The 23,333-nt window shown below is 44.3% G+C and carries 16 protein-coding genes; 7 read left to right on the forward strand and 9 right to left on the reverse strand.

What is annotated here, in order from left to right; translation table 11 throughout:
* Window positions 1–420 precede the first annotated feature (420 nt).
* A complete protein-coding gene (locus GTH32_RS13530) occupies window positions 421–2,067 on the forward strand; it encodes a methyl-accepting chemotaxis protein (protein ID WP_163086602.1) in 1,647 nt (548 codons plus the stop codon).
* A gap of 172 nt (window positions 2,068–2,239) precedes the next feature.
* Here GTH32_RS13530 and GTH32_RS13535 read toward each other — a convergent pair whose 3' ends face one another.
* Both GTH32_RS13535 and GTH32_RS13540 read right to left on the reverse strand, forming a co-directional pair.
* Window positions 2,240–4,357: a TonB-dependent receptor gene (locus tag GTH32_RS13535; protein ID WP_163086605.1), complete on the reverse strand. Its 2,118-nt coding sequence runs from the start codon at window positions 4,355–4,357 to the stop codon at window positions 2,240–2,242.
* A 125-nt stretch (window positions 4,358–4,482) separates the two neighbouring features.
* Window positions 4,483–5,553 carry a PepSY-associated TM helix domain-containing protein gene (locus GTH32_RS13540; protein ID WP_246223258.1) on the reverse strand — a complete coding sequence of 357 codons (1,071 nt, stop codon included), beginning with the start codon at window positions 5,551–5,553 and terminating at the stop codon, window positions 4,483–4,485.
* 229 nt (window positions 5,554–5,782) lie between these two features.
* Between GTH32_RS13540 and GTH32_RS13545 the strand changes: the two genes are divergently transcribed.
* A complete protein-coding gene (locus GTH32_RS13545) occupies window positions 5,783–9,118 on the forward strand; it encodes an amidohydrolase family protein (RefSeq protein WP_163086609.1) in 3,336 nt (1,111 codons plus the stop codon).
* 196 nt (window positions 9,119–9,314) lie between these two features.
* On the opposite strand, the gene GTH32_RS13550 is transcribed toward GTH32_RS13545, so the two are convergent.
* A complete protein-coding gene (locus GTH32_RS13550) occupies window positions 9,315–10,859 on the reverse strand; it encodes a hydroxymethylglutaryl-CoA reductase (RefSeq protein WP_163086612.1) in 1,545 nt (514 codons plus the stop codon).
* 370 nt (window positions 10,860–11,229) lie between these two features.
* Here GTH32_RS13550 and GTH32_RS13555 point away from each other — a divergent pair, with 370 nt between their 5' ends.
* The 5 genes from GTH32_RS13555 to GTH32_RS13575 all read left to right on the forward strand — a co-directional run bounded on the left by GTH32_RS13555 (window position 11,230) and on the right by GTH32_RS13575 (window position 16,290).
* Window positions 11,230–12,483: an HlyD family secretion protein gene (locus GTH32_RS13555; protein WP_246223259.1), complete on the forward strand. Its 1,254-nt coding sequence runs from the start codon at window positions 11,230–11,232 to the stop codon at window positions 12,481–12,483.
* A 2-nt stretch (window positions 12,484–12,485) separates the two neighbouring features.
* On the forward strand, window positions 12,486–14,669 hold the full coding sequence (locus GTH32_RS13560; RefSeq protein ID WP_163086614.1) for a peptidase domain-containing ABC transporter: 2,184 nt from the start codon (window positions 12,486–12,488) through the stop codon (window positions 14,667–14,669).
* Window positions 14,657–14,959 (forward strand): helix-turn-helix domain-containing protein, encoded by a 303-nt coding sequence (locus GTH32_RS13565; RefSeq protein WP_163086618.1) that lies wholly within the window; start codon window positions 14,657–14,659, stop codon window positions 14,957–14,959. Before GTH32_RS13560 ends, GTH32_RS13565 begins: the two co-directional genes overlap by 13 nt.
* A gap of 47 nt (window positions 14,960–15,006) precedes the next feature.
* A complete protein-coding gene (locus tag GTH32_RS13570; protein ID WP_163086621.1) occupies window positions 15,007–15,204 on the forward strand; it encodes a hypothetical protein in 198 nt (65 codons plus the stop codon).
* A gap of 159 nt (window positions 15,205–15,363) precedes the next feature.
* Window positions 15,364–16,290, forward strand: coding sequence for an ATP-grasp domain-containing protein (locus tag GTH32_RS13575; RefSeq protein WP_163086624.1), 927 nt, complete (start codon window positions 15,364–15,366; stop codon window positions 16,288–16,290).
* Between the two features lie 32 nt (window positions 16,291–16,322).
* Here GTH32_RS13575 and hslU read toward each other — a convergent pair whose 3' ends face one another.
* The 6 genes from hslU to GTH32_RS13605 form a co-directional block, all read right to left on the reverse strand.
* Window positions 16,323–17,651 (reverse strand): ATP-dependent protease ATPase subunit HslU, encoded by a 1,329-nt coding sequence (gene hslU / locus GTH32_RS13580; RefSeq protein WP_163086627.1) that lies wholly within the window; start codon window positions 17,649–17,651, stop codon window positions 16,323–16,325.
* A 68-nt stretch (window positions 17,652–17,719) separates the two neighbouring features.
* Entirely contained in the window at window positions 17,720–18,244 is a 525-nt protein-coding gene (gene hslV / locus GTH32_RS13585) for an ATP-dependent protease subunit HslV (protein ID WP_163086630.1), read from the reverse strand.
* A gap of 169 nt (window positions 18,245–18,413) precedes the next feature.
* Complete coding sequence (locus GTH32_RS13590; protein WP_163086632.1) at window positions 18,414–19,622, reverse strand: CsgG/HfaB family protein; 1,209 nt, start codon at window positions 19,620–19,622, stop codon at window positions 18,414–18,416.
* Window positions 19,606–21,018, reverse strand: coding sequence for a DUF6844 domain-containing protein (locus GTH32_RS13595; protein WP_163086635.1), 1,413 nt, complete (start codon window positions 21,016–21,018; stop codon window positions 19,606–19,608). Before GTH32_RS13595 ends, GTH32_RS13590 begins: the two co-directional genes overlap by 17 nt.
* Window positions 21,019–21,194: 176 nt before the next feature.
* On the reverse strand, window positions 21,195–21,815 hold the full coding sequence (gene lpoB, locus GTH32_RS13600) for a penicillin-binding protein activator LpoB (RefSeq protein WP_343033435.1): 621 nt from the start codon (window positions 21,813–21,815) through the stop codon (window positions 21,195–21,197).
* 21 nt (window positions 21,816–21,836) lie between these two features.
* Window positions 21,837–23,279: a COG3014 family protein gene (locus tag GTH32_RS13605; RefSeq protein WP_163086638.1), complete on the reverse strand. Its 1,443-nt coding sequence runs from the start codon at window positions 23,277–23,279 to the stop codon at window positions 21,837–21,839.
* Window positions 23,280–23,333 lie beyond the last annotated feature (54 nt).

The following is a 23,333-nucleotide window of genomic DNA, read 5'->3' on the forward strand; positions in this document are numbered from 1 at the left end:
TTCAACTTGGTCTACAACTGCCAGTTTAAAAGCGAGTGAATAATCACGTTGAGTTCTTTTGCTATTTGATTTCATTGCACTCTCCAAATTAAGTTTGAAAAGTGTCAACGCTATTTAGGATGGGTCAGTGGTTATAAAAAAAGCGTTTACCCTTGTAGGGTAAACGCTTTTTTTTTCGCGCTTAATTATCGATAAAAAGCGGTTTTTATACTAAGCCCGATAAATCTAAACTCACTTAATCAAAAATTCCGATTAACAACAATAGATTTTTATTATTAGCCTTATCGTTGTTTTCCTTTTACCCTACACCAATTGCAGTTACCAATACTCTCGATAGTTTTTACCAAATACGCTTGCACTCACGCTTATTGGTAAACTAGGTTGTAAGTGTTGATCAATTTTCATGATATGGATGTTTGAATGTTGAATTCTTTGAAAGTCAGTCACCGTTTGCTTGTTGGCTTTGGTTTAGTTATCGCCATGCTAGGCTTAGTTACTGTCACCGGTACCCGTGAGGTAGAGTCTATTGATGAAAAAATGACAACCATCAATGACATCAATAGTGTAAAACAACGATATGCAATTAACTTTCGTGGTTCTGTACACGATAGAGCGATAGCAATTCGAGATGTAGTTCTCATCGAGTCAGATTCTGAAGTTCAAAATACAGTTGCAGAGATAAATAGACTGGCTGATTTTTATAAGGCTTCGGCTAAGCCAATGGCTCAGATGCTTGCACAAAACAGCTCTGAAAAAGAGCGAGAAATGATTCGCCGAATCGAGCAGATAGAAACTAAAACCCTTCCCCTTGTAGATAGCATTATTAACCTCAGGCTTAACGGAAGCACTGAAGAGGCTAAAGATCTATTGCTCTCCCAAGCGAAAGTCCTGTTTATTGATTGGCTCGCTGCAATAAACGCTTTTATCGACTATCAAGAAGAACAAAATCAGATAGAAACAATGACTGTACGAGAAGCCACCGGCGACTTTTCGGGAATGATGCACGTAGCAACGGCTGTAGCAATCGCAATTGCAATCTTAGTAACATGGTTACTAATTTCGTACTTCCAAAGGCAATTAGGCGGGGAGCCCCACGAAATCGCTGAAATCCTACAAAGTATGTCAAATGGCGATCTTGGGATTCATGTTGAAAGTAGGCATCAAGGTAGCGTTCTTCACTCTGTCGCTCGTCTTCAAAAGCAACTTAGAAGTACAGTAAGTGGCATTAATAGTGCTGCTGAGAATATTACTAAACAGTCGAATAAAAAAGATAAAGGCTCAAATTTAGACTCACTCGCTACTGTGCAAGCCGCGCAAAGTGAACAAATCGTATCTATTATGGATAGCCTAAGAGACGAAGCCAGTACGGTTGAAGATTTACTTACACAAACGAAAAGCAACTCTGCTGAAGCTTCTGAAACCTCTCAACGCGGAAAACGTGCCGTCTCTAATGCGACCAGTGAAATTAGAAGCTTAGCGCAGACAGTTAACTCAGCGGTAGATAATATCCGTAAGCTCGAAAAACGCACGCAAGAAATAAGTGGAATAACGAACACCATTAGTGCAATTTCCGAACAAACCAACTTACTTGCTTTAAACGCAGCCATCGAAGCTGCGCGGGCGGGAGAATCAGGTCGCGGTTTTGCTGTTGTCGCAGATGAAGTTCGTAGCTTAGCGTCTAGGACCGGTGAAGCTACCGCAGAGATTTCATCGATGCTAAATGAGGTTCAGCAAGAAACGTCGATGACAATGGACATTATGTCTTCTAGCCTCCCGCAAGTAGATCGCGGAATAGAGCTTTCTGACGAATCTAGCCGTTTTCTCGAGCTAATAGAACAGCAGTCGAAACAATCACTCGATCACATAAGCCAAGTAGTGAGTGCCTCTTCTAAACAACTAAAAACCATGAGTACACTAAGTGATAGCCTAAGTGAGGTTATATCGACAGCTACGACAATGGGTGAAACCTCTATAAATCTGTATGAAAAAAATCAAGCCGTTGCGGCGCACCTCACCGAACTGGCCGAAAAGCTTCGAGAGCACACTAGCTTCTTTTTAGTAAAATAGAACGGGTGAAGCCGTCATTAGAGACTGACTTCATACAAATGCAGCACCTTCTGTTACTTACATGCTCTAAGTATAATCCTTTAGGTTTAAACGAGCATTGGTAAGGTAATTAGGACAAAAACACTACCTCGTATTGTTACTACGAGGTAGCACAGGCTGGCGGTAGGCGGGGTTAAAATGAATAGCTTACACCGAGTGTGGCAGTAGTGCCTAAGCCCTTAATGTTATACCCGCCATACGTATAGGCTTGCGCGCGGGCAGGGTAATAATCGCTGTTAAATAAGTTCTCTATACCCATGAAGGCGTTCCAGCTTTCAGCAAGCTGATATTGCCCACTAAGGTTGATGAGGTTGTAGCTTGATATAGGCCCCTGATCGCCCACATAGTCGCCATCGGCGTTAGGTGAAAAGCGCTTACGATCACCTACGTGCAAATAGCTAACGGTGAACGATAAGGTATCTAAAGGCTGCCAATTAATATTTGCGGTGGCTTTAGGTGGGCTAATTTGTCGCGACCCTAAATATGTATCCGACTGGGTATCTTTGCCTTCTACATAGCTATAGGTTGCCATTAGGCTTAAAGTGTCTGAAACGCGATAGTCTACAATACCTTCATATCCCCAAATTTCTTGAGGGGCGCGCACCGGTTCATACACCCCAGTCACTTCGTTAAAGCTATTGGTGGTACCTAACTCTGATGTGCTTCTATAAGCAGCAACTTCAATACGAACCTGGTCGAAAATGGAGGTGAAGCCCACTTCGTAATTATCAATGATTGACGCCTCGGTCTGAATAAGGCCGATATCATCCACCGTGGCAGCCCGCAATAAACGCCCCACATCAGTGATATCAGAACCTTGCGAATAATTGAAGAACGGGCTAAACGCATCGCTTAAATTATACTTTACCGCCACGTTATAGGTGGTGGCATCATAGTCGATGGTATCGCCTTTTACTTGTAAAGGAATTGAGCATTGAGTCGCTGAGATACAAAGTTTTAAGGTTTCGTAGTCATCCACTGATAAGTCGATACTTTCTCTTCTTACGCCTGCCTTAACAATTATATCATCGTTAATTACCCACTTTGTTTGTAAAAAACCTGCTACGCTGTCCATATCCATCTCTGGTACCCATACGCGGCCATCTACTAAGGGCTGTGATGTGGTATCTTGAAGTGCATCGATACCGTAAATAAACCTTGCCTCGACGTTCTCAAAGTCGAAAACACTGTTGAACGTTGCCCGTGCACCGCGCTTTTCCGAGCGGATAATCGACTGCCCACCCTCATATCCTTCATCAGGATTAGCTAGATTTAAAGAGAAGAAAAATACGTTTTCAATATCTTGTGAGTAAACATCTAAGGTCATTTGACTATTGGCAAAGATATTGGTGTCAGTATATTTAACGGTAATGTTCTCATTGCCGTCGGGGCCTTGGGGCTTTCCGCGCTTTTGTAGCGCCTCAGGCACATGAATGGCATAGGTTTTTTGCCCTTGATTGATGTCACCAGGCACATCGCCTAAGTCCGTTTTTTGCTGAGAGCTAAAGTAGTTATAACTGAACTCTAAACGCTTTTGTTCATCGAACTCGTAGCCTAGCTTAGTAAAATAATTCTGTGTTTCTGCGTCTGATAATCCGTACTGTAAACCTAAAATATCGCCCTGTGCATCACGCTGTACACCATTTTCTTCATAGCTTGCGGTGACGAGGTAATCAAAACTCTTTACTTTTCCATTCACAGCAGCCGAAACCCGTGCACCCGCTGATTCTTCCACCTTTACCGCACTAAATCGTGATGACACACTCACTAGCCCTTCGTGCGTATCTTTCGTAGTGGCCTGTTTTGTAATGTAATTGATAATACCGCCGGAAGCGCCGTTACCATATACAGAAGTTGCACCTTTAATAACTTCTATTCTTGCCAATGCACTTGGGTCGATGGTTTTCACGCCTAAAGAGCCATTTCGAAGTGGGGTAGATTGAGGTACGCCGTCAATCATTACCAAAGGTGCGCGACCGCGCAATGATTGTCCGGTATTGCTCGAGCTTCCCGTATCAGGTGCAAGGCCAGGCACCATTTGCGCTAATAGGCTCTGGAGCTCAGGGTTAACCTTTAAATGCGCTTCAATCTGCTTTTTTGAAATAACGGTGATTGATGCAGGTACTTCATCAATACTTTCTATTACCCGGCTCCCCGAAACGACAATTCGTTCCATATCATTTGGGGCGCCATTTGCAAAAGAGGACGCACTCGTTGCGAGTGCGGTAAGCGAAAGTAAGGTTTTAAACATGGAAACTCTTTTAAGAATAATAGGATAAACAGGCGCTTTATACTAAAGATGTAAAAGACGAATGTAAAGGTAATGAAAACGATTATCATTAGCTATTGCAAATAAAAGTGTATTTGTATAAGGCGCTACTTGAAATGCCGCTTATACCAAAAGTAAAAACCTGAAAATGTTAACAGAGCAGGCAATAAGGCGATAAAAAGCCATACCAACTGGAGTATGGGGCCGGCGAAACCGCCGATATGGAATTTGTATTTAAAGTTCCACACTTGAGTGGCGGTATTCGCTTTTGAGGCATCGTAATAACCCGTTACTTTTCCGTTTAGCGGGTTGGTCCACACCCAACTGTAAGCATGAGATTCACCCGGGTTCTGCAACCTAAACCCAATATGCTCCCCAGGCTTTGTGGGCAAGTAAATTCGAAACAACCTAGCATTAGGAAAAGTGGCAATAGCATTGCGATAAGCGTTATCAATTGCGATTACCGATAAACTATCACTTTTTGGTAAGGGGGCGGGCACGGGTCGAACTTCTACTCGAGAAAAAGTAACGGCTTCAACTACTCCCTGCGTGACGCTTTTCCAATTGAACGCGATACCGCTGAAGGCAATTAGAATAAGGGGTATGGCCAAATAAACGCCTAAAACAGTATGCAACTGATACATGAGGGTGCGAAACTTCGCACGTCTTTTTATTGCTAAACGTTTTATTCTATTTTTAGGTTTTACCCAAAGATAAAAGCCTACTATCACTTCTAGGATAAGTACCAACGCGCTTATTGAAACCCAGTTTCGAAGCGGCATTGTATTGTCGTTGTCTTGGTATAATAGCCACCGATGAATGCCCAATGTGAACCCGTAAAGCGTGCTGTAATAGTCGTATCGATAAAGTATTTTTGCTGTGTAGGGGTTTAGGCTTACGTATTCACCGCTATCAAGCGTAGCTTGCCACGCAAGGTGGGGGTCATCTTCAGGCATTAAACGTTTCACTTGGTGGCCAGTATTAGCTTCTAGCCCATCAATTATATGGGAGAAAGTTAATACAGGCCCTTGATTGTGTACTGTCCACTTTTCAGGCTGGAGGAGCGTTTGGATATCTTTAGCATAAATGAGCAATGCACCGGTAATGCTTAAACATGCGATAAACAAACCGCACACTAAAGCAAGCATAAGGTGCACTCGTCGTATCCAAAGTTTCAAAATAACGCTCTCACATTTTAGGGTAAATGCGAATAGTAACGATTATCGAAAATACTTCAACGAAAGTTAAACGTTAAAATTGTGCTTACAATCGTATAACCTACATGATTCTTTTGGCTTTACAGTAAGGTTACACTTGGTTTTACCCTACTGAAGTACACATGTAGCTAATTACCTATGTGCTTCGGTGTAAAAAGAAGATAACAAACACATAATTGGACGCACATTTATGATAACTATAAAAAAAAGTTTACCGGCTATCACGCTGGTAGGTGCCTTGGGTTTGGGTATAGCACCCGCCTCGTTCGCGCTAAACGACAGTGAAGAAAAAGCAGAATACGACGTAGAAAGCTGGGAGGTAACTAAGCCTCCATTTGATTTAATTGAAGTGGCAATATCTACCACCGAAACAACCTGGTCTAGTTTGACTATTTCCCCTAAGGGCAAGTTTATGGTGTTTGACATGCTTGGCGACCTTTACCGCGTTAGCCTAGAAGGAGGCGAAGCCACACCGTTAACCCAAGACTTTGCATGGAACATTCACCCGACTATTTCTCCTGACGGCACTAAAGTGGCGTTTGTCTCTGATCGCGACGGGTTAAGCAATATATGGGTAATGGATATAAATGGTGAAAATCTTCATCAGATAACCACTGAAAAAAACAATACAATACACTCACCAAAGTGGAGCCCAGATGGCGAATACTTGGTAGCGACAAAAGGTATTATGTCTAGCCGCAGTATTCCTGCTGGTGAAATCTGGATGTATCACCACACCGGCGGTGAAGGCTTGCAAATAAAGGCGCGCAATAATGGTAAGCGGGATCAGCAAAATATCGCCGACCCTGTATTCTCCCATGATGGGCAATACATTTACTATACCGAAAATACGGTACCGGGCAGTCGTTTTGAATACAATCGAGACCCGTTGAAGGGCATTTTCGCCATTACGCGCTTCGACCGTGAAACCGGTAAAGAGAGCCGCTATATCAGTGGTACAGGGGGCGCTGTGGTGCCAACGCCCTCACCTGATGGAAAATACGTTGCTTTTGTTCGCCGAGTAAAAGACAGAACCGGTTTATTTATTAAAGATGTGAAGACCGGCCTTGAAACACCGCTTACGCTAGCGTTAGAGCGCGACATGCAAGAAGGTTTTGGCTCTGAAGGCTATTTTGCCTATTTCGATTGGATGCCAGATAGCGACAAAATTGTGTATTGGACTGGCGGTAAATTTCACACTATTGATGTAGCCAGTAAAACCACAAAGACCCTAGATATTCACGTTAATGCTAGTGTTCAATACGCTGATGCACTGCGTTTTGATGTAGATGTAGCGCCAGATGAGTTTGATGTGAAAACCATCCGTTGGTCACAAATGTCGCCTAACGGGCAAACCATTTTGTTTCAAGCGTTAGGTAAACTCTATGTTAGGGATGTTGAGTCGGGGAAGGTTAAACGCCTGACAAAGCAAAACGCGCATGATGAATATTACCCTCGCTTTTCAAATGACGGCAAAAAAATTGTTTATACCAGCTGGAACGACCAAGAGTTAGGTGCAGTGAGGGTAATATCTGCACGTGGCGGGCGCAGCGACGTTATCTCCCCCGCACCAGGTCATTATATTGAGCCCTCTTTTTCGAATGATGGTAAAAAAGTGGTATACCGCAAGTTTACTGGCGGCTACCTACTAGACCCTAAGTACTCGGTAGAGCCCGGTATTTATGTGGCTGACTTAGCGCACGAGACAGTGACAAAAGTTAGCCAAGGGGGTTATAACGCCCACTTTGCAGGTAACAACGACAGAGTTTACTTTACCGAGTCAGTGGGCGGCACCCCCTATAATGAAAGCCAGCTATCCAGCGTTAATTTACAGGGTAACGACAAACGCACCCATTTATACGGAGCCACCAAAGTTAGTGAGTACAAACTTTCTCATGATAAAAAGTGGGTGGCTTTTGTGTATCAGTTTAAAACCTATGTGGCGCCCTTTGTAGAAAATGGCAAGAAAATTACCATAGGCCCCAATATGAAATCGCTGCCGGTAACTCAACTGTCATCACGGGCCGGGGAATACCTTACTTGGTCGCCAGATAACCGCACGGTAAGCTGGTTTAATGGCCCTACCTTGTTTACTCGTTCGTTAGACGAGGCATTTTCCTTTGTTGATGGCGCGGCTGAAAGCCTTCCTGAGCCCGTGACAAGCGGTATTGATTTGTCGTTTACCACGGCCGCTGACAAGCCAACGGGTTATAAGGCGCTAATAGGCGGCACCGTGGTAACCATGCGTGATGCCAACAACACCGAGGAAGTAATTGAAGATGGTGTGGTGCTTATTAAAGACAATCGTATTGAAGCGGTTGGCAAACGGGGCGAGGTGACAATTCCCACCGGCGCCATGCAGATAGACACCGCAGGAAAAACCATTATTCCAGGTTTGGTAGATGCGCATGCTCATGGCTCACAAGGTCGTAATGAGATAATACCGCAACAAAACTGGAAGCAATTTTCAAATATTGCGTTTGGGGTAACCACAATTCACGACCCATCTAATGATACCACTGAAATTTTTGCCGCTGCTGAACTTCAGCGCACAGGTAAAATAGTGGCGCCACGGATATACTCTACCGGCACCATATTGTACGGCGCCGAAGGGTTAGGTTATAAAGCGATTATTAACAATTACGACGATGCTTATTTTCATGTTGAGCGCTTAAAAGAAGCCGGCGCAATATCGGTAAAAAGTTATAACCAGCCCCGTCGCGATCAGCGCCAGCAAGTACTTTGGGCCGCTAAAAACCAAGATATGATGGTGGTTCCTGAGGGGGGCGGCAAACTACAGCAAAACCTTACCATGTTGGTTGATGGCCATACGGGGCTTGAGCACAGCTTGCCTGTAGAACGGGGCTATAGCGATGTTACACAACTTTGGAAAGCCACTGAGTTTGGCTATACCCCTACGTTTGTCGTGTCGTATGGCGGTATGATGGGCGAAGAATACTGGTATGACAAAACGCAAGTATGGAAAAACCCGCGCCTACTTCGCTACACCCCTTCAAGTATTGTAGACCGACGTGCGATCCGCCGTCCTCGTGCACCCGAAAACCAGTACAACCACCAGAATGTAGCCAGTTATGCTAAAGAACTGCGTGATAACGGTGTAAGCGTGCATATAGGCGCGCACGGGCAGCGTGAGGGTTTAGCGGCCCATTGGGAGCTATGGCTAATGACCCAAGGTGGCTTTACACCGTTCGAAGCGCTTAGAGGCGCTACAATTGATGGCGCTACTCACCTTGGAATGAGTAACGATATTGGCAGTATTGAAAAAGGTAAACTTGCCGACTTAGTGGTTATCGAAGGCAATGTACTTAGCGACATTCGTAGAAGTGAATACGTTGAATATACGGTGTTAAACGGGCGAGTATATGAGGCAGCTACGATGAACGAAGTAGGCAGTAAAACACAACGTCAGCCGTTCTTCTTCGAGCAAGATAACGCAACGTTTATGCCTCAACAAACCGCTGATGAAGTGGAAGCGAAAGCCCACCATTATCATTGGCAGCACTAGTCGTATTTAAGACAAAGACATAGCCACATGGGGGAAGGACAATTTTTCCCTTCGCCCATGTTGGTTAGTTACGCTTTTGTCGGTGTTAATAATGAGCGTTTATTGCAAAGAAGCGTCAAACGAGGCACTGCTCTATAGAGGCTAGCCTCTATAGAGCACGCCAAGACCTAGGTGGATAAGCGTAATCGATTGGCCGTTACCGGTTGCGCCCATACTCTTCGTGCGACGATACCCAGTCGGACGAACTGATTGCTGAGGCCAGTGATATCTCTCCTGCCAACACTACAGAGGCCACAATTTCTGCAAACTTGTACACGCGATCGCGGCCGTAACAATCAATCAATTCAAGACACTCTCGCTGCGTACCAATACCCGTTCCCCCGCCGTAGGTTGCCACAATAAGAGAAGGGATAGTAATAGAGACATACAAATCACCATCATCGGTAAGTTCTGAATACATCATTGCCGCAGACGACTCAGACACGTTGGCCACATCTTGCCCGGTAGCAATAAACATAGCAGTAATACCATTAGGCGAGTGTAACCCGGTGTTATTTACCCCTGATAAAAACGAGCCAACAGCGGCCACCCGCCCATGGTAGTCAATTTGCTTAGGATCTACCCGCATAACCTGTAAAAGGTGCTCCCGCTTAATGGTTGCCTCGGCGGTTACTCTTTTGCCCCGGGTGCGCATAATATTAATTTGTGATGCTTTTTTATCCGTAGCGAAATTAGACTCTAAATAGAAATTCTCTATACCTTCGTAGTTGTCTAAAATCCACCCGCAGGCAGCAAACGTCGCCCGCCCTACCATATTTTGGCCTGCGGCATCGCCGGTTCTAAAATTAAACCGTAAAAACGCAAATTTGTTAGATAAAAAGTTATCAATATAGGTTAACTTTGCCACGCTAGAGGTAGCTTCGGCTTCCTCGCGAATTTTATCGATGTTTTGCTTAATCCATTTAACAAAGTCTCTGGCACCACGGGCATTTGAAAATATAAATACCGGTGCGCGCTGCATGGCGTCATCAACTACCGTAGCGGTTACCCCTCCACTCATATTTAATAGCTTCATTCCCCGGTTGTACGAAGCCACTAACGTACCCTCGGTGGTCGCAAGAGGTACCACAAACTCACCTTGTGCATGCTCTCCATTAATTTTCAACGGCCCAGCAATACCTATGGGCACCTGAGCAACACCAATAAAATGCTCAATATTTCCTTTTAAGTCGTTAGGGTTAATGGAGTATTTTCCCACGTGATTAACTTTAGCGCCGGTAGCGCTTTCAAAATACGCCTGACGCTTTTTCACCATAGTTTCGCTGTAGTCGTCTAAATCGTCCCGTGGTATGTGGGTGGTGCGCGAACTCGGTTCGGTTACATTATCTTCTACTTCAAACTTTAACTTTCCAAACGGCGATGCTGAAAAGCACACCCCTAATTTGCGTTTTTCAGGGCTTACCTCTTGCTCAAGCGCAACATGAACCGTAATTGTTTGGCGAAGCGAAAAAGGGGTACCAGGCCCTTCATTAAGCTCATTTACCGACACCGAATTATCGGTTGAAAGCTGCAGTGATATTTTATGTGGGGCGATTTTTTCACCATCAAGTGAAATCCATTTAAGCTCTTTTATGGTGGCATCCTTTAACCTATTTTTAAGCGAGAAAGAAATGCCGTTGTCTGTTTTCGTTAGGCTACCGTGGGTATACAACTGCTTAAGCAAAATGCTGGGTACAAACATATGACTTCCTGTTTCATTAAGGCTGGGAACGTTGTTTTTTCACACGCGCTTCATTCTTTATAGCACAATCTTCGTACAGTTTAAGTAACCATTTCATTTTCATTGTCTTGGGTCAATATTTAAATTTGAGCCGATACATTTAAAATTGCGCCATCGATTTTAAGTGCTGATTTTGCATAAAAATACTGACTTGCCCTGCGAGGAAGCCCCCCTTTTTACCCCCTATTCTAGATAACGTTATGTGGTCACCCTGACTACCTTTTGGTATCTCGGCACACAGCATGGACACACTTGCTTTAGGCAGCAAATTTAACGAAACGCCATAGGGAATTGGCAGCGAGATACCTTTTTTTATTACTAGGATTTTACCATGAGACGCGGACTATTTCGGCAGCAAGCTCTAGCACACCAACGCTTAGGTTTTCGAGGCGGGTTACTGATGACCCCGAAGCCAAGTTATATGCTTGCTACCGGCGTGCTGATTATGTGGGTAGTGATAGTAGCTTTGTTTTTAAGCACCAACAGTTATGCAAGAAAAACCACGGTAACAGGGTGGCTAGAGCCCGCGCAAGGCATACAAAAAGTATACGCAGATCAGCGTCGGGGCGTTATTTCAAACGTATACGTAAGCGAAGCCCAATGGGTGGTAAAAGGTGCACCACTTGTGGCGATAAACTACGGTGTGCAAGAAAGCTTTAATCGCAATATTGAAGATAGCCTTATTCGCGAAATTGAAAACAATGCAGGCCGATTAGAAGCGACTATAGCCCGCCTTAAACGTCAGCACAAAAGTAAACAACAGCACCTTAATAATCGTCTTAGCAATGCCAACGCAGACGCACTTGCCCTTGATACTATTAGTACCCTTAGCCAACAACAATACTTGTTAGCCAGTGAGCAGTATGATGCTAAAACAAGGCTACTTTCCAGTGGCAATATTAGCAAAGCGGCGTTAAACGATAGCAAAATACAGGCAATAAACGCCCGTCGACAGTGGCAACAAGCAAAGCGTAATAGCGCACAAAAACACACTGAGATTAGTGAGCTTGAGTTCGAATTACGCCAACTTCCTCAAACCTTAGCGAACGATATTGCCACTATTGAAAACCAGCTAAGCGAGCTTAGCCGTCAATCTCTTACCATTGCCCGAGAACACAAACATATTTTATATGCCGCGACAGATGGCGTGGTTTCTGGATTGCAGGCCTACAAGGGAAAAACCGTTTCTCACGGCCTGCCGCTACTCAGCATACTGCCAGCGAATAGCACAATAGAAGCAAAGCTTTTAGTGCCCGTTAGCGCTGCAGGATTTATTCAAACCGGACAGGCGTTAGACATTCGCTATGATGCTTTTCCCTACCAAAAATTTGGCCTGCAACAAGGCAACATAGTGAGTATATCGAAGGGCTTAGTGCTGCCCGGAGAATGGAAAGATGCGCCTATTTCCCTTAACGAGCCTGCCTATTTAGTTAAAGCACAGCTTTCCCGGGCCACCATAGATGCATACGGTAAAACCGTGCCGTTGAAATCGGGCATGACCTTTTCTGCCGATGTAGCGCTAAGCCAACGCTCCTTGCTTGAGTGGTTACTTGAGCCCCTGTTTAGTGTTTCGGGGAGGCTATAGCCATGGTTAACTTAACAAGCTTAAGTAGTAAGAAAAAGGTGCCAGTGTTACTGCAGGCAGAAGCGGCTGAGTGCGGACTGCTATGTATTAATATGATAGCCCAATATTACGGCGATAACCGCGACATCACCCATTTACGCCAGCAGATATCTGTTTCGTTGCGCGGGGCCACCTTAATGGATGTGATGAACATTGCGGCTAAGCTTAACTTCCAATGTCGCGCACTAAAAGTGGAGCTTAGCGAGCTTAAGCAGTTACCTTGCCCGGCCATTTTGCATTGGGATATGCAGCACTTTGTGGTGCTGACCAAAGTGACAAAGCACGCTATTACCGTTAACGATCCCGCCCTTGGCAAGCGTACTTTGCCACTAGCAGAAGCAGGCCAGCACGTAACAGGTATTGCTCTTGAGGTTTTACCCAACGACACATTTAAACCCTCTTGTGCACCTGCGGCCTTATCACTACGAGACTTTTTTAGTAACGCTGTTGGTGTTAAACGAAATTTATTTACCTTGCTTACATTGTCGGCGCTTATTCAGTTATTTTCACTGGCCGCGCCTTACTATATGCAAACCGTGGTAGATGACGTACTTATTCAAAATAATCACGCGCTACTAAAAGCGCTGGCGCTAGGCTTTTGTTTGCTGTTGGTAATAGAAATAGCCACCAATATAGTACGTCGACTACTTATATTAACCGTTTCTACCCGCCTTCAATTGCAGCTATCGGCCTCGGTATTTAACCATTTACTGTCACTCCCTCTCGATTACTTCGCGAAGCGCCATGTAGGCGATGTCGTTTCACGCTTTGGCTCGCTCTCTAGCATTCGCGAATTTCTTACTACCGGCCTGGTAGCGGCGTTGCTTGACGGGGTGATGACCTTAGTAACCCTAGCTGTAATGTTTGTTTATTCCGTTGAACTTACCCTAACGGTGCTCATGATCATGGCCATTTATCTTGCTATTCGTTTGGGTCTTGTTCCATTAATGAGGCGACTTACGAGTGAGCGTATTGGGTTGGCAGCGAATGAACAAAGCCATTTTATGGAAAGCGTAAGAGGCATGTTGCCTATTCGTGTGTATCAGCAAGAAACGAAGCGCCAAAGTCAGTGGCAAAACAAACTTGTTTCTACGCTTAATAAAGATCTTAGTTTAGGCAAAGTAAGCATTGGCAACGATGCCGTTAATCAGCTTCTATTTGGTATTGAAAACCTACTGGTTATTTATATTGCCGCTTCCTTGGTGATGGATAACACGTTAACGGTGGGCATGATGTTGGCTTTTATCGCTTATAAAGGCCGCTTTAGCAGCGCGCTGGACAATGTGATCAACAGTGTTATAGAACTGCGCATGCTAGACGTTCACTTTTCGCGTATTGGTGATATTCTGCTAACCCCGGTTGAGCAAAAAAACACCTTAAGCAAACCCACACCAGGCGCTAACTTTTCGACAAAAGCAGATAGATGCAAACAGGCACACCTAGTGGCACACGGGCTAACCTATCGTTATGGCGAAAACTGTGACCCTGTAATCAGCGATATCGAACTGACGGTTACGCGGGGCGAATTTATTGCCATCGTAGGGGCAAGCGGAAACGGTAAAAGTACATTGCTTAAGTGCTTAATGGGCCTTTATCAACCTAGCGCAGGAAAAGTGGCACATTACTCACTCAATCCCCACTCTCAAGGTATACAAAAGCCCCCCGTAGTCGCGTCAGTTTTACAAGAAGATGTATGCTTAAGTGGCTCTATTACCGACAATATTAGCTGTTTTGATGAAGTGGTTGATCATGAACGGTTAGTACGGGTAGCGCAAATGGCGTGCATTCACCATGAAATATTGGCTATGCCCATGCAATACCACACCTTGGTAGGCGATATGGGAAGCAGTTTAAGTGGGGGCCAAAAACAACGGCTATTACTTGCAAGAGCGCTCTACCAACAGCCGGATATCTTATTTCTCGATGAGGCGAGTAGCCACTTAGATTTAGACAACGAACGCCACATTAATCACCACCTTAAAGCATTAAATATCACCCGAATTATGGTGGCCCATCGGCCTCAGTCTATTGCGCAAGCCGACACTGTATATCGGCTTAGCGATGGCCGTCTAACACCCTATATATACCCTTCAAACCCAGCCACACCACTTAATAGCGTAAACGGAGAATCATCATGTCAGAAGTAAGAGAAGCAACCCAACCTACCATAAGCCTTAATGGCAACCCGCTTTATTTATATGCTCATTCGGGTATGCCAGTTCCTCTACCCATAGACGCCTTGTCAAAACGCGAATTACAGGTAGCAAGTAAAATAATGGAAGGCCTACCTAACAAAATTATTGCCACCGAGCTTTTTATTAGCGAAAGAACAGTGAAGTTTCACTGCGCCAACATTTATCGAAAGCTCAATATAAACAGTCGAACAGCATTAATTGCTGCCTGTTTTAAGACACTTTATTCACCAAGAGGCGACTAATACGTACGCCCTCTTATCACCCACCAACGCACCAAAGGAGCGTTACTATGAAAAAAAGCAACACCAATCAACTCTTAAGCGAAGGCCATTTTATTGCTGTTTGCGGCGGAATAAACCCTACAACGACTGTAGGAATGGCCGATTTAGCAAAACCTAAGTTTAGTGTTACACCCATTAAGGCGCCTATCTATATCACCTTAGCAATAGGAGAAGATGGCGGTAAATTGCCCGATCCCTTGAGCTAACGACTAAGGAGGTTATGCAGTCCTCCTTCCTTTTTATTCATGGTGATTGAGCGAACTGCTTATCTACCATTTTAAGCCACATTCTTGCCTTGCCACACTTTGAACAGGGGTGACATTAAGGGGGATTTTATAGAAACCACATATTAGCAAGGAGATACCATGTACATAGCCTTACTCGGTAGCGAGAATGAGCCACAGATTATTCACTTAATGCAAGCGCTACAAGCACAAGGCCAACAAACAGTGGTGGTTAATACCCAGCACTTCGGCGAACGTTGGCAACTTAGCTACGACCCTGACTTTAACGATGGCATTCTTCATTTTGGCCCTGCATCTGCGATACTGGCTGTGCCAACTGTTGAGCGTTTGGCCATGTCACAAATATCTGCGGTGTATTGGCATCAATATCTTCCTCCTACCTGTAAAGGTGAAGATGACGCCCACACCCAATGGTTAACCCAAGAAATTACCAGTACCTTACTGTGTTGGTTTAATTTTAGCGAGACCCGCTGGGTGAACAGTATTGCCGCCATAAGAGCCCATCAATGCAAGCCCACGCAGATGCGCGCGGCTGCAAAAATAGGGGCAAATATTCCCTACACCTTTGTGGGCAATTGTGAACAGGTTGCGTATCAATTTTGCTGTAATATGCGAGAGGTTATTTATAAGCCGGTGAAAGGCGGAAAGACCACCCAATTCCTTCAGAAACATCGCCACCTCCGCCGCCATCTTTCTCAGTTTTTAGCCACCCAACCCGTTACCTTTCAAGCCTACATTGAGGGCACGAATATACGCAGTTATGTATTGGGTAATGAAGTTATTAGCATACAAATAGACAGTGACAGCGTTGACTTTCGCGATGATGAAAGTGCGCAACCATGCTTAACTTTATTGCCAAAAAACATGCAAGATTTAGCCTTGGCTATATGCCGTGAGCTTGGCATGTACTGGTGTGCCATAGACTGGCGCAAAACCGCCAAAGGAAAGTATTATTTTTTAGAAGCCAACCCCTGCCCGTTCTTTTTGCATGTAGAAAACGTTACAGGGGTAGACATTACTGGGCGCTTGATTAAGTTACTAACTTAATCCGCGCCCGCCTTACTCTCAAGAAAGAAGGCTTATAGAATAAAGCGTGATAGATCTTCGTTATCAACCAAGCTTTCTAAGTGGCTATTTACATAATCGGCGTCTATAAGCACCGACTCGCCGCTTTTTTCTGACGCGTCAAAAGAGATATCTTCCATCAAACGTTCTAGTACAGTGTGTAAACGACGAGCACCAATATTTTCAGTGCTTTCATTTACCTGCCACGCTGCTTCGGCAATTCGTTGAATGCCCGACTCATCAAAATCGATGTTTACACCTTCGGTCTTCATAAGTGCTTTGTACTGAGCTGTTAACGAGGCATTAGGCTCGGTTAAGATGCGTTTAAAGTCGCCTACTTTTAACGCCGAAAGTTCAACGCGGATTGGCAAACGGCCTTGAAGCTCCGGAATAAGATCAGAGGGTTTACTCATCTGGAATGCACCAGAGGCAATAAACAAAATATGGTCGGTTTTAACCATACCGTGTTTGGTCGATACCGTTGAGCCTTCAACTAACGGCAGTAAATCACGCTGCACACCCTCACGCGACACATCACCTGATGTATTGCCTTCACGCTTACAGATTTTATCAATCTCATCAACAAAGACGATGCCATGCTGTTCCACAGACTCAATAGCTTTTTCTTTTAAGTCTTCTTGGTTTACTAACCGCGCGGCTTCTTCTTCAATAAGTAATTTGAATGCTTCTTTAATTTTAAGCTTCTTCTTTTTACTTTGAGAACCGGACAAGTTTTGGAACATACCTTGTAGTTGATTGGTCATTTCCTCCATCCCCGGAGGCGCCATGATTTCTACACCAACTTGGGGAAGCGCCACATCAATTTCAATTTCTTTGTCATCTAGGTCGCCCTGACGTAACTTCTTACGAAATGCCTGACGCGTTCCTCTATCTTCAACGTCTTCCTTTTTACCCCATGCGTCTTCTGGCGGTGGGATAAGTACATCAAGAATGCGATCTTCCGCAGCTTCTTCAGCACGGAATTTCACCTTCTTCATCTCGTTTTCTTTCGTCATCTTAACCGCGATATCAGCAAGATCCCGAATAATGGTTTCAACTTCTTTACCGACATAGCCCACTTCCGTGAACTTTGTTGCCTCTACTTTAATAAAAGGCGCATTAGCCAGCTTTGCCAAACGACGGGCAATTTCAGTTTTACCCACCCCAGTTGGCCCTATCATTAAAATATTTTTTGGCGTAACTTCTTGGCGAAGTTCTGGCTCAAGCTGCATACGTCGCCACCGGTTTCTCAGCGCGATAGAAACAGCGCGCTTAGCATTTTGCTGACCGATAATGTGGCGGTCCAGTTCATGAACTATTTCTCTTGGTGTCATTTCAGACATGAATAAACCCTTATAAATAAATCATTTGCGCTAGGCAAATTGACACGAGAGGGGTACCTAACTCGTGCTTAATAATCTAAGACGTCGATGGTTTGACTGTGGTTAGTAAATACGCAGATATCGCCTGCTATGGTCAAACTTTTCTCAGCGATATCTTTAGCGCTTAACTGAGTATTGTCCAACAACGCAGTGGCCGCAGCTTGGGCATAATTGCCCCCTGAGCCAATTGCAATTAAATCTTGCTCTGGCTGTACCACATCGCCGTTACCCGTGATGATAAATGATGCCGTTTCGTCGGCAACGGCAAGCAAGGCTTCTAGCTTGCGCAACATTCGGTCGGTACGCCAGTCTTTAGCCAGTTCTACGGCAGCTTTGGTAAGATGCCCTTGGTGCGCTTCAAGTTTAGCTTCAAAACGCTCAAAAAGCGTGAACGCATCAGCAGTACCACCAGCAAAGCCTGCTAACACTTTATCGTGATAGAGACGGCGTACTTTGCGCGCATTTCCTTTCATAACGGTGTTACCTAGTGAGACCTGACCGTCGCCAGCCATTACCACTTGATTTCCACGCCGTACAGATACAATCGTTGTCACGTTTCTTCCCCGTTTTTGTTGGGTGCTACCGCCGCGTCCACGTTGTGAAGCGCGATAACGTTTAAATACAATAAAAGTAAAGTGGGGTGAAGCGTTAGAATTTCAAGGGGATTTAGGCTGGGAGAGGAAAATCTGGGCACGATATTTAATGTGCCCAGCATTTTCACGATTACTTGTTTATTAACACACCACCTTCAGGAGAAGCTTTAGGTTCGTTTTTTGCGGGCAAAGGTAATAGTATCCCACCTTCAGCGGAAGGCCGAACTGTTGACTGCACCACGGGCGTCGCGTGCACTGCTTGTGAAGTCGCAGCGCTGGGGCGAACTATAGAGCCTACCGCCATTGCGTTCACGTCGCTTTCAAGCGCAATAGCATAAGCAACTTTGCTGGTCACCTTGTTAACTTGTACTTGGCCGATGTAGATTTCTTCTCTCCCCAGCGACTCTTTGGTATAGGGGTCGATAAGCTTTTCACCCAGCTTAAATACGTCATACTTTTCACCAACCATAACGCTTGTGCCGCCTTGGTTGAGCACTACAGTGGCATTTTTGTTAGACACGATTTTCATAGGGTAAATAGCCCCCGTAATGCTTCTTGAAATTGTCTGTGCTACAAACGGATTATTAACATGCTCTTCGATTAATACCGTATCTTGCCACTTCACTTGACGGGTGGCTAAGTTGATAACTTTATAGCTCACCTCACTACGCATATCTTCCACGTAAGAAGACTCGCCTGTATAAGATGAGGTGCCTTGAAAAGAGTTGTCCTCAAACGACACACTACCCACTACAAGGTAATCAACGCCAAGCACCTGACCAAGACGCATTTTTTCTTCAAGTGCCGTATCGCTGCTCATAAGAAGACGTTTTTCCGCTTCATACTCACTATTGTGTTCACGGTCTAATACCGCAAAGCGTCTTGCCTGTACCAAGGCGCTTTGTAGACTATCTGAAAAACGTTTTCCATGTTCACCTGCAAAGGGAATTACCACAAGTTTACGCCGCCGATCGGTAGATAAACCAGGACTTTTATATACCGGAACCGTCACCCGAAGAAAGACTTCACAACTGTCAAAGCACTCACTTTCTAATACTTCGTAATTAGAAATTAGCCCCTTCGTCTTCATTGCCGTTACACTCGACATTGCCACGCTCGTATTTGACTCGCCGTTGACGCGTACTTGATTGGCAATGCGTAATGTATCGCTATCAATACTTATACCTTTTACCTGCGCGATAGCGCGTACCAAACCGGCTTCTATAGCCTGTTCTTTTGTAGCGCCACTCGCTGAAACTTCAACAATTTTTTCTGCCGAAAACGCGAAGGCGGGAACAGCTAAAAGCGCGAAGACTAGAAGTTTAAAAGTCGTCATCATCTTCCTCTATACTCTCACCAGACTTAGCGTCGAAGCTTACACGTCCCGCTGGCCCTTTCTTTTTAATGTCTCTATTGGCTTTAAATGAACGTGTGGCTTGTTCTGCCAAAGGATGCCAAACCAACACGACTCCGTTAACTTCGCGATTGGTTACGGGGTGTTTCGCACTCCACCGTGTGGCTTCTTGAACGCCAGTTAACCCTTTAACGTTCGACGTCATCCTTGAGGTTTGAGAGGTTTCTTTTATCACTTTTGCGACCGTTTCTTCTTGGGTCTCAGTGGTATTGTCTTCCGTTAAGGTTGCAGTGGCGGTTCGTGACTTATCACTTGTGGTCGAGCTTGAGGCTTCAACGCTACCCGTAAGGTTATAGGCTTCTGCAATATGCGCCCAGGCGTTTAATTCTGCATCTAAATAACTAAACTCTCTATTGTCTACACACTCTTCGTAGTCAGTAATATTACAATCGTTGCCAGACATGCCGAATGAAAGAATAACGGGGTAGCCTTGCTCGTCCCAGTGCAGCTTTGTACCAATTTGATACATAAAGTTTGCGCGGTATTTTGCTAAGTAATCTTCAACCGACATTTTTGCTTTTGCTGGGTTTGGCTCTATATTGCCTTTACTTTTACGAAGCGAAGCGAGGAAGTTTTTCTTCTTATTTGAGGTCGCGATAACAACGGTTACTGCCGTGTTGCCGTTAGCGTCCGTCTTCTCAAAAGACTTCATAATTTGCGACCCTGTAATATCGCCTTTTGAGCGTGTCGATACTGTTTGGGTAATCGCTTTTTGCATCATCACTTTTCGTTTGCGTGGCGATGCCGCGCTATATTCGCTTGGGTCAACGCCAAGCTCTTCTAACTGGGAGTCTATTGTGGCATCCGCTAAGACGACGATCTTATCCAACAATGCCTCGAACATATTCTGATTTTGAATTTCTTCTTCTGTGAAGGTAGGCAGTTTATTGGTTTTAAAAGATTTTCTAATCGTTTCTGAGGCTACGCTTGTGTACAGCTGCTTAAGAAGCTTTTCCCGTGCTTTTTGCTGTGCTTCTGTGTATGCCAAAACACGCGCATCCGCCCACCCTGCTTCTGTGGGTTTTAGTCTAATAAGCGCGCTACCTGAGTGCATAAATACTTGTCTATTTTGTGACGCGAATTTGCGGCGCTTCTCAGAGATGTATTCCCTGGCTCTTTCTTCCACATAGGCATAGGCGTCTTCAGGTACTTCTTTACTCGCTTGTACCGTTTCTTCATTGGTGGATGCAGGTTGTTCAGCTTGCTTATCTTCAACCGCTAAATCTACAACCTCTGGGGCTTGGGTTTGTTCTTGCGCACCAACCTGTAAGATAGGAAAGAAAAGTGAGAGCAAAGTGACGCGTAAAAGTGTTTTTTTCATTATATTTCCTTGATCTTTAGTTGCTACTCAAACCTTTCTCTTTAAAGGGCTGGATATACAACCAAAGGCTGTCTCCGTGATAAGAATAACCGCGCTTATAAGCAAAAATCGGCCCCCAACCTTTTACCTTTATATGTGAGGTAAAAGGCGGGTAAACCTTTAGCTTATAACGATTATTACCAAGTTACTGAATCATTACTGCCCGTTTTAGCAATAGGGTATTCCCCTTCCCAGTAAGCCAGTCCGGTCTCAAGTTGCGTAAGCGTTAACTGAAAGTAATATTCAACGAGCTGCTTTGAACTATCTACGCGGTTAGTACGTTGGATTATCTTGCCGCTTAAGCTAAAGTCTGGAGAGATCACGGTGCCATTTTTCTTCACCGTACTTTGGTTCATCATGGCTGAGTTAGTCAGTTCTCTAACTTTCGCACTACTGCTGTCTTCTGGGCCATTACCGGTAAAGCTTACTGCGGTAGTGGTAAGAAATTTTCCGCTTTGAAGCAAGCCCACACGGATTTTCTTTACCAATTGATCGGTATCGATACGCTGTGACGTGTCATTAATAATGTTGTAAATGGATAATACATATCTTCCGCCCTTATCCGCTTCGGGGTGAACCAGTAAGGGGCTGGCGATAATATCATTCAGTGCCTGATTCGCCGCTTGATCAAAATCCCTTTGAGAAAGGCCTAACACCGCAACACTTTCATCGTTACTGTCGACATATTGAGTTGTAGTTTGACAGCCACTTACTGCAAGAATGACTGGAACCATAGTGGTTAATAAAACTTTTTTCACTTTGATACTTCCTTAAGGGTGTTATATAGAAATAACTTCTACTGCGGGTGTTAAGCTTTGATTGATAGCTTTTACGTAAACGATATTTTTCTTCGTTGGGTCGATGTCTACGGTTAATGCTTGAGCAAACCCTGGTGATTCGATAACAAGCTGACCTGAGCCATCGTTTTCAAGCATTAGCGCTTGGAAGTTTTTTGGTAAAGTGCTCCAGGTTCGTGTGTCTGCCTGAGTGGTAACCGCTTGAAGCGCACCAGCAGCCATCCCTAACCAAATATTTTTGTCATTGACTTGTTTTTGCACCACAGTCTTGATAACTGAGCGGGTTATTTCTCGGGTAAGAATAATTGGCCATTCTTCTTTAAATTCGGCTTTAAATATCCTGTCCATATCTGCAACAATTTCTGAGCGCTGACCATTTACTGAAAGAAAGCTAAAGTAATCTGTATTTTCTTTAATTTTGGGCAGGGCTACACCGGCATAATTAACATTTTCAGAGGCTATAAATACAGGTAGATCTATTCTGAATTCCTCTTTCTTTGCCATCTCGCCATTTTCAAAAACAACCCACACATTACTGAGATTACTTACAGATTTATTACCACGTAGAATGTCTTCAGCTAGGCTTAACGTATTGGAAGCAACATTTGTTTGTGTAATTTCACTTACGCGTTTAAAGCTATCAATAGCTTTATTTAAATCTGAATTGTCTTGCGCATTTAGCATGAAAAATAAACCATGCATAAAGGTTGAGAAAGGGTTTATATAACCTTCATAAGCAGCCCAATCTGACATATCAATATTTTGTTCTGCCAGTAATTCTTCTGCTTTAGATAAACTTTGATCGACTTCAATCTCACCAGAGTCGGCATTTTCTTCTAGTTCTTTTTCTGCTTCTTCTTGTTGTTGTTGGCGCTTTTCATTAATACGCTTCGCAAAATAATCAGCGGCTCTGCGCTGGCGATCATCTGCCCGGTTCCATTCTACGCGAGCATTTTGAAAATCGCCCATCGCCGTGAAGTTTAGCGCTTTATAGGTGTTAACCATAATCGAGTCATACACACTTTGCTCGTAGTCTAAAAACGTATCGTTGGTTAGTGAGCTCGTTAGTGTTTCTGAAATATTCGTTAGCGTGCCCTCTGTATCTTCTTGATACATAACATCTTCAATTAAATCAAAAAACTGATTGCTCGCTTCATAGTCTTTCTTAAAACGATAAATACTCGCTGCTTGCATGCCCCAAAATTGATCATCTAAGATATTTTCTTCTTCGTCGTAATCAGCTTCATCTAGAGAAATTGATTCTGCTTCAGCAAGATTTCCAGTAGCCAAAGTAAGGTCAAATTTACTTATTTCAGAATCGGGCTTAAGTGAATTTGTAAGACTGGTTAACGGACTTTCTCCGCTGGTAGAGGCACAACCTGCCAGTAAAATTGTGGTAAGAGATAATAGAGCTACTTTTTTCATGAGCGTTCCTTGTGAGAAAAAGGAACGGGCGACAGTAATAACATCACATCCATT

Origin of the sequence: Alteromonas profundi (assembly GCF_010500865.1) — a bacterium.
GTDB lineage: Bacteria > Pseudomonadota > Gammaproteobacteria > Enterobacterales > Alteromonadaceae > Alteromonas > Alteromonas profundi.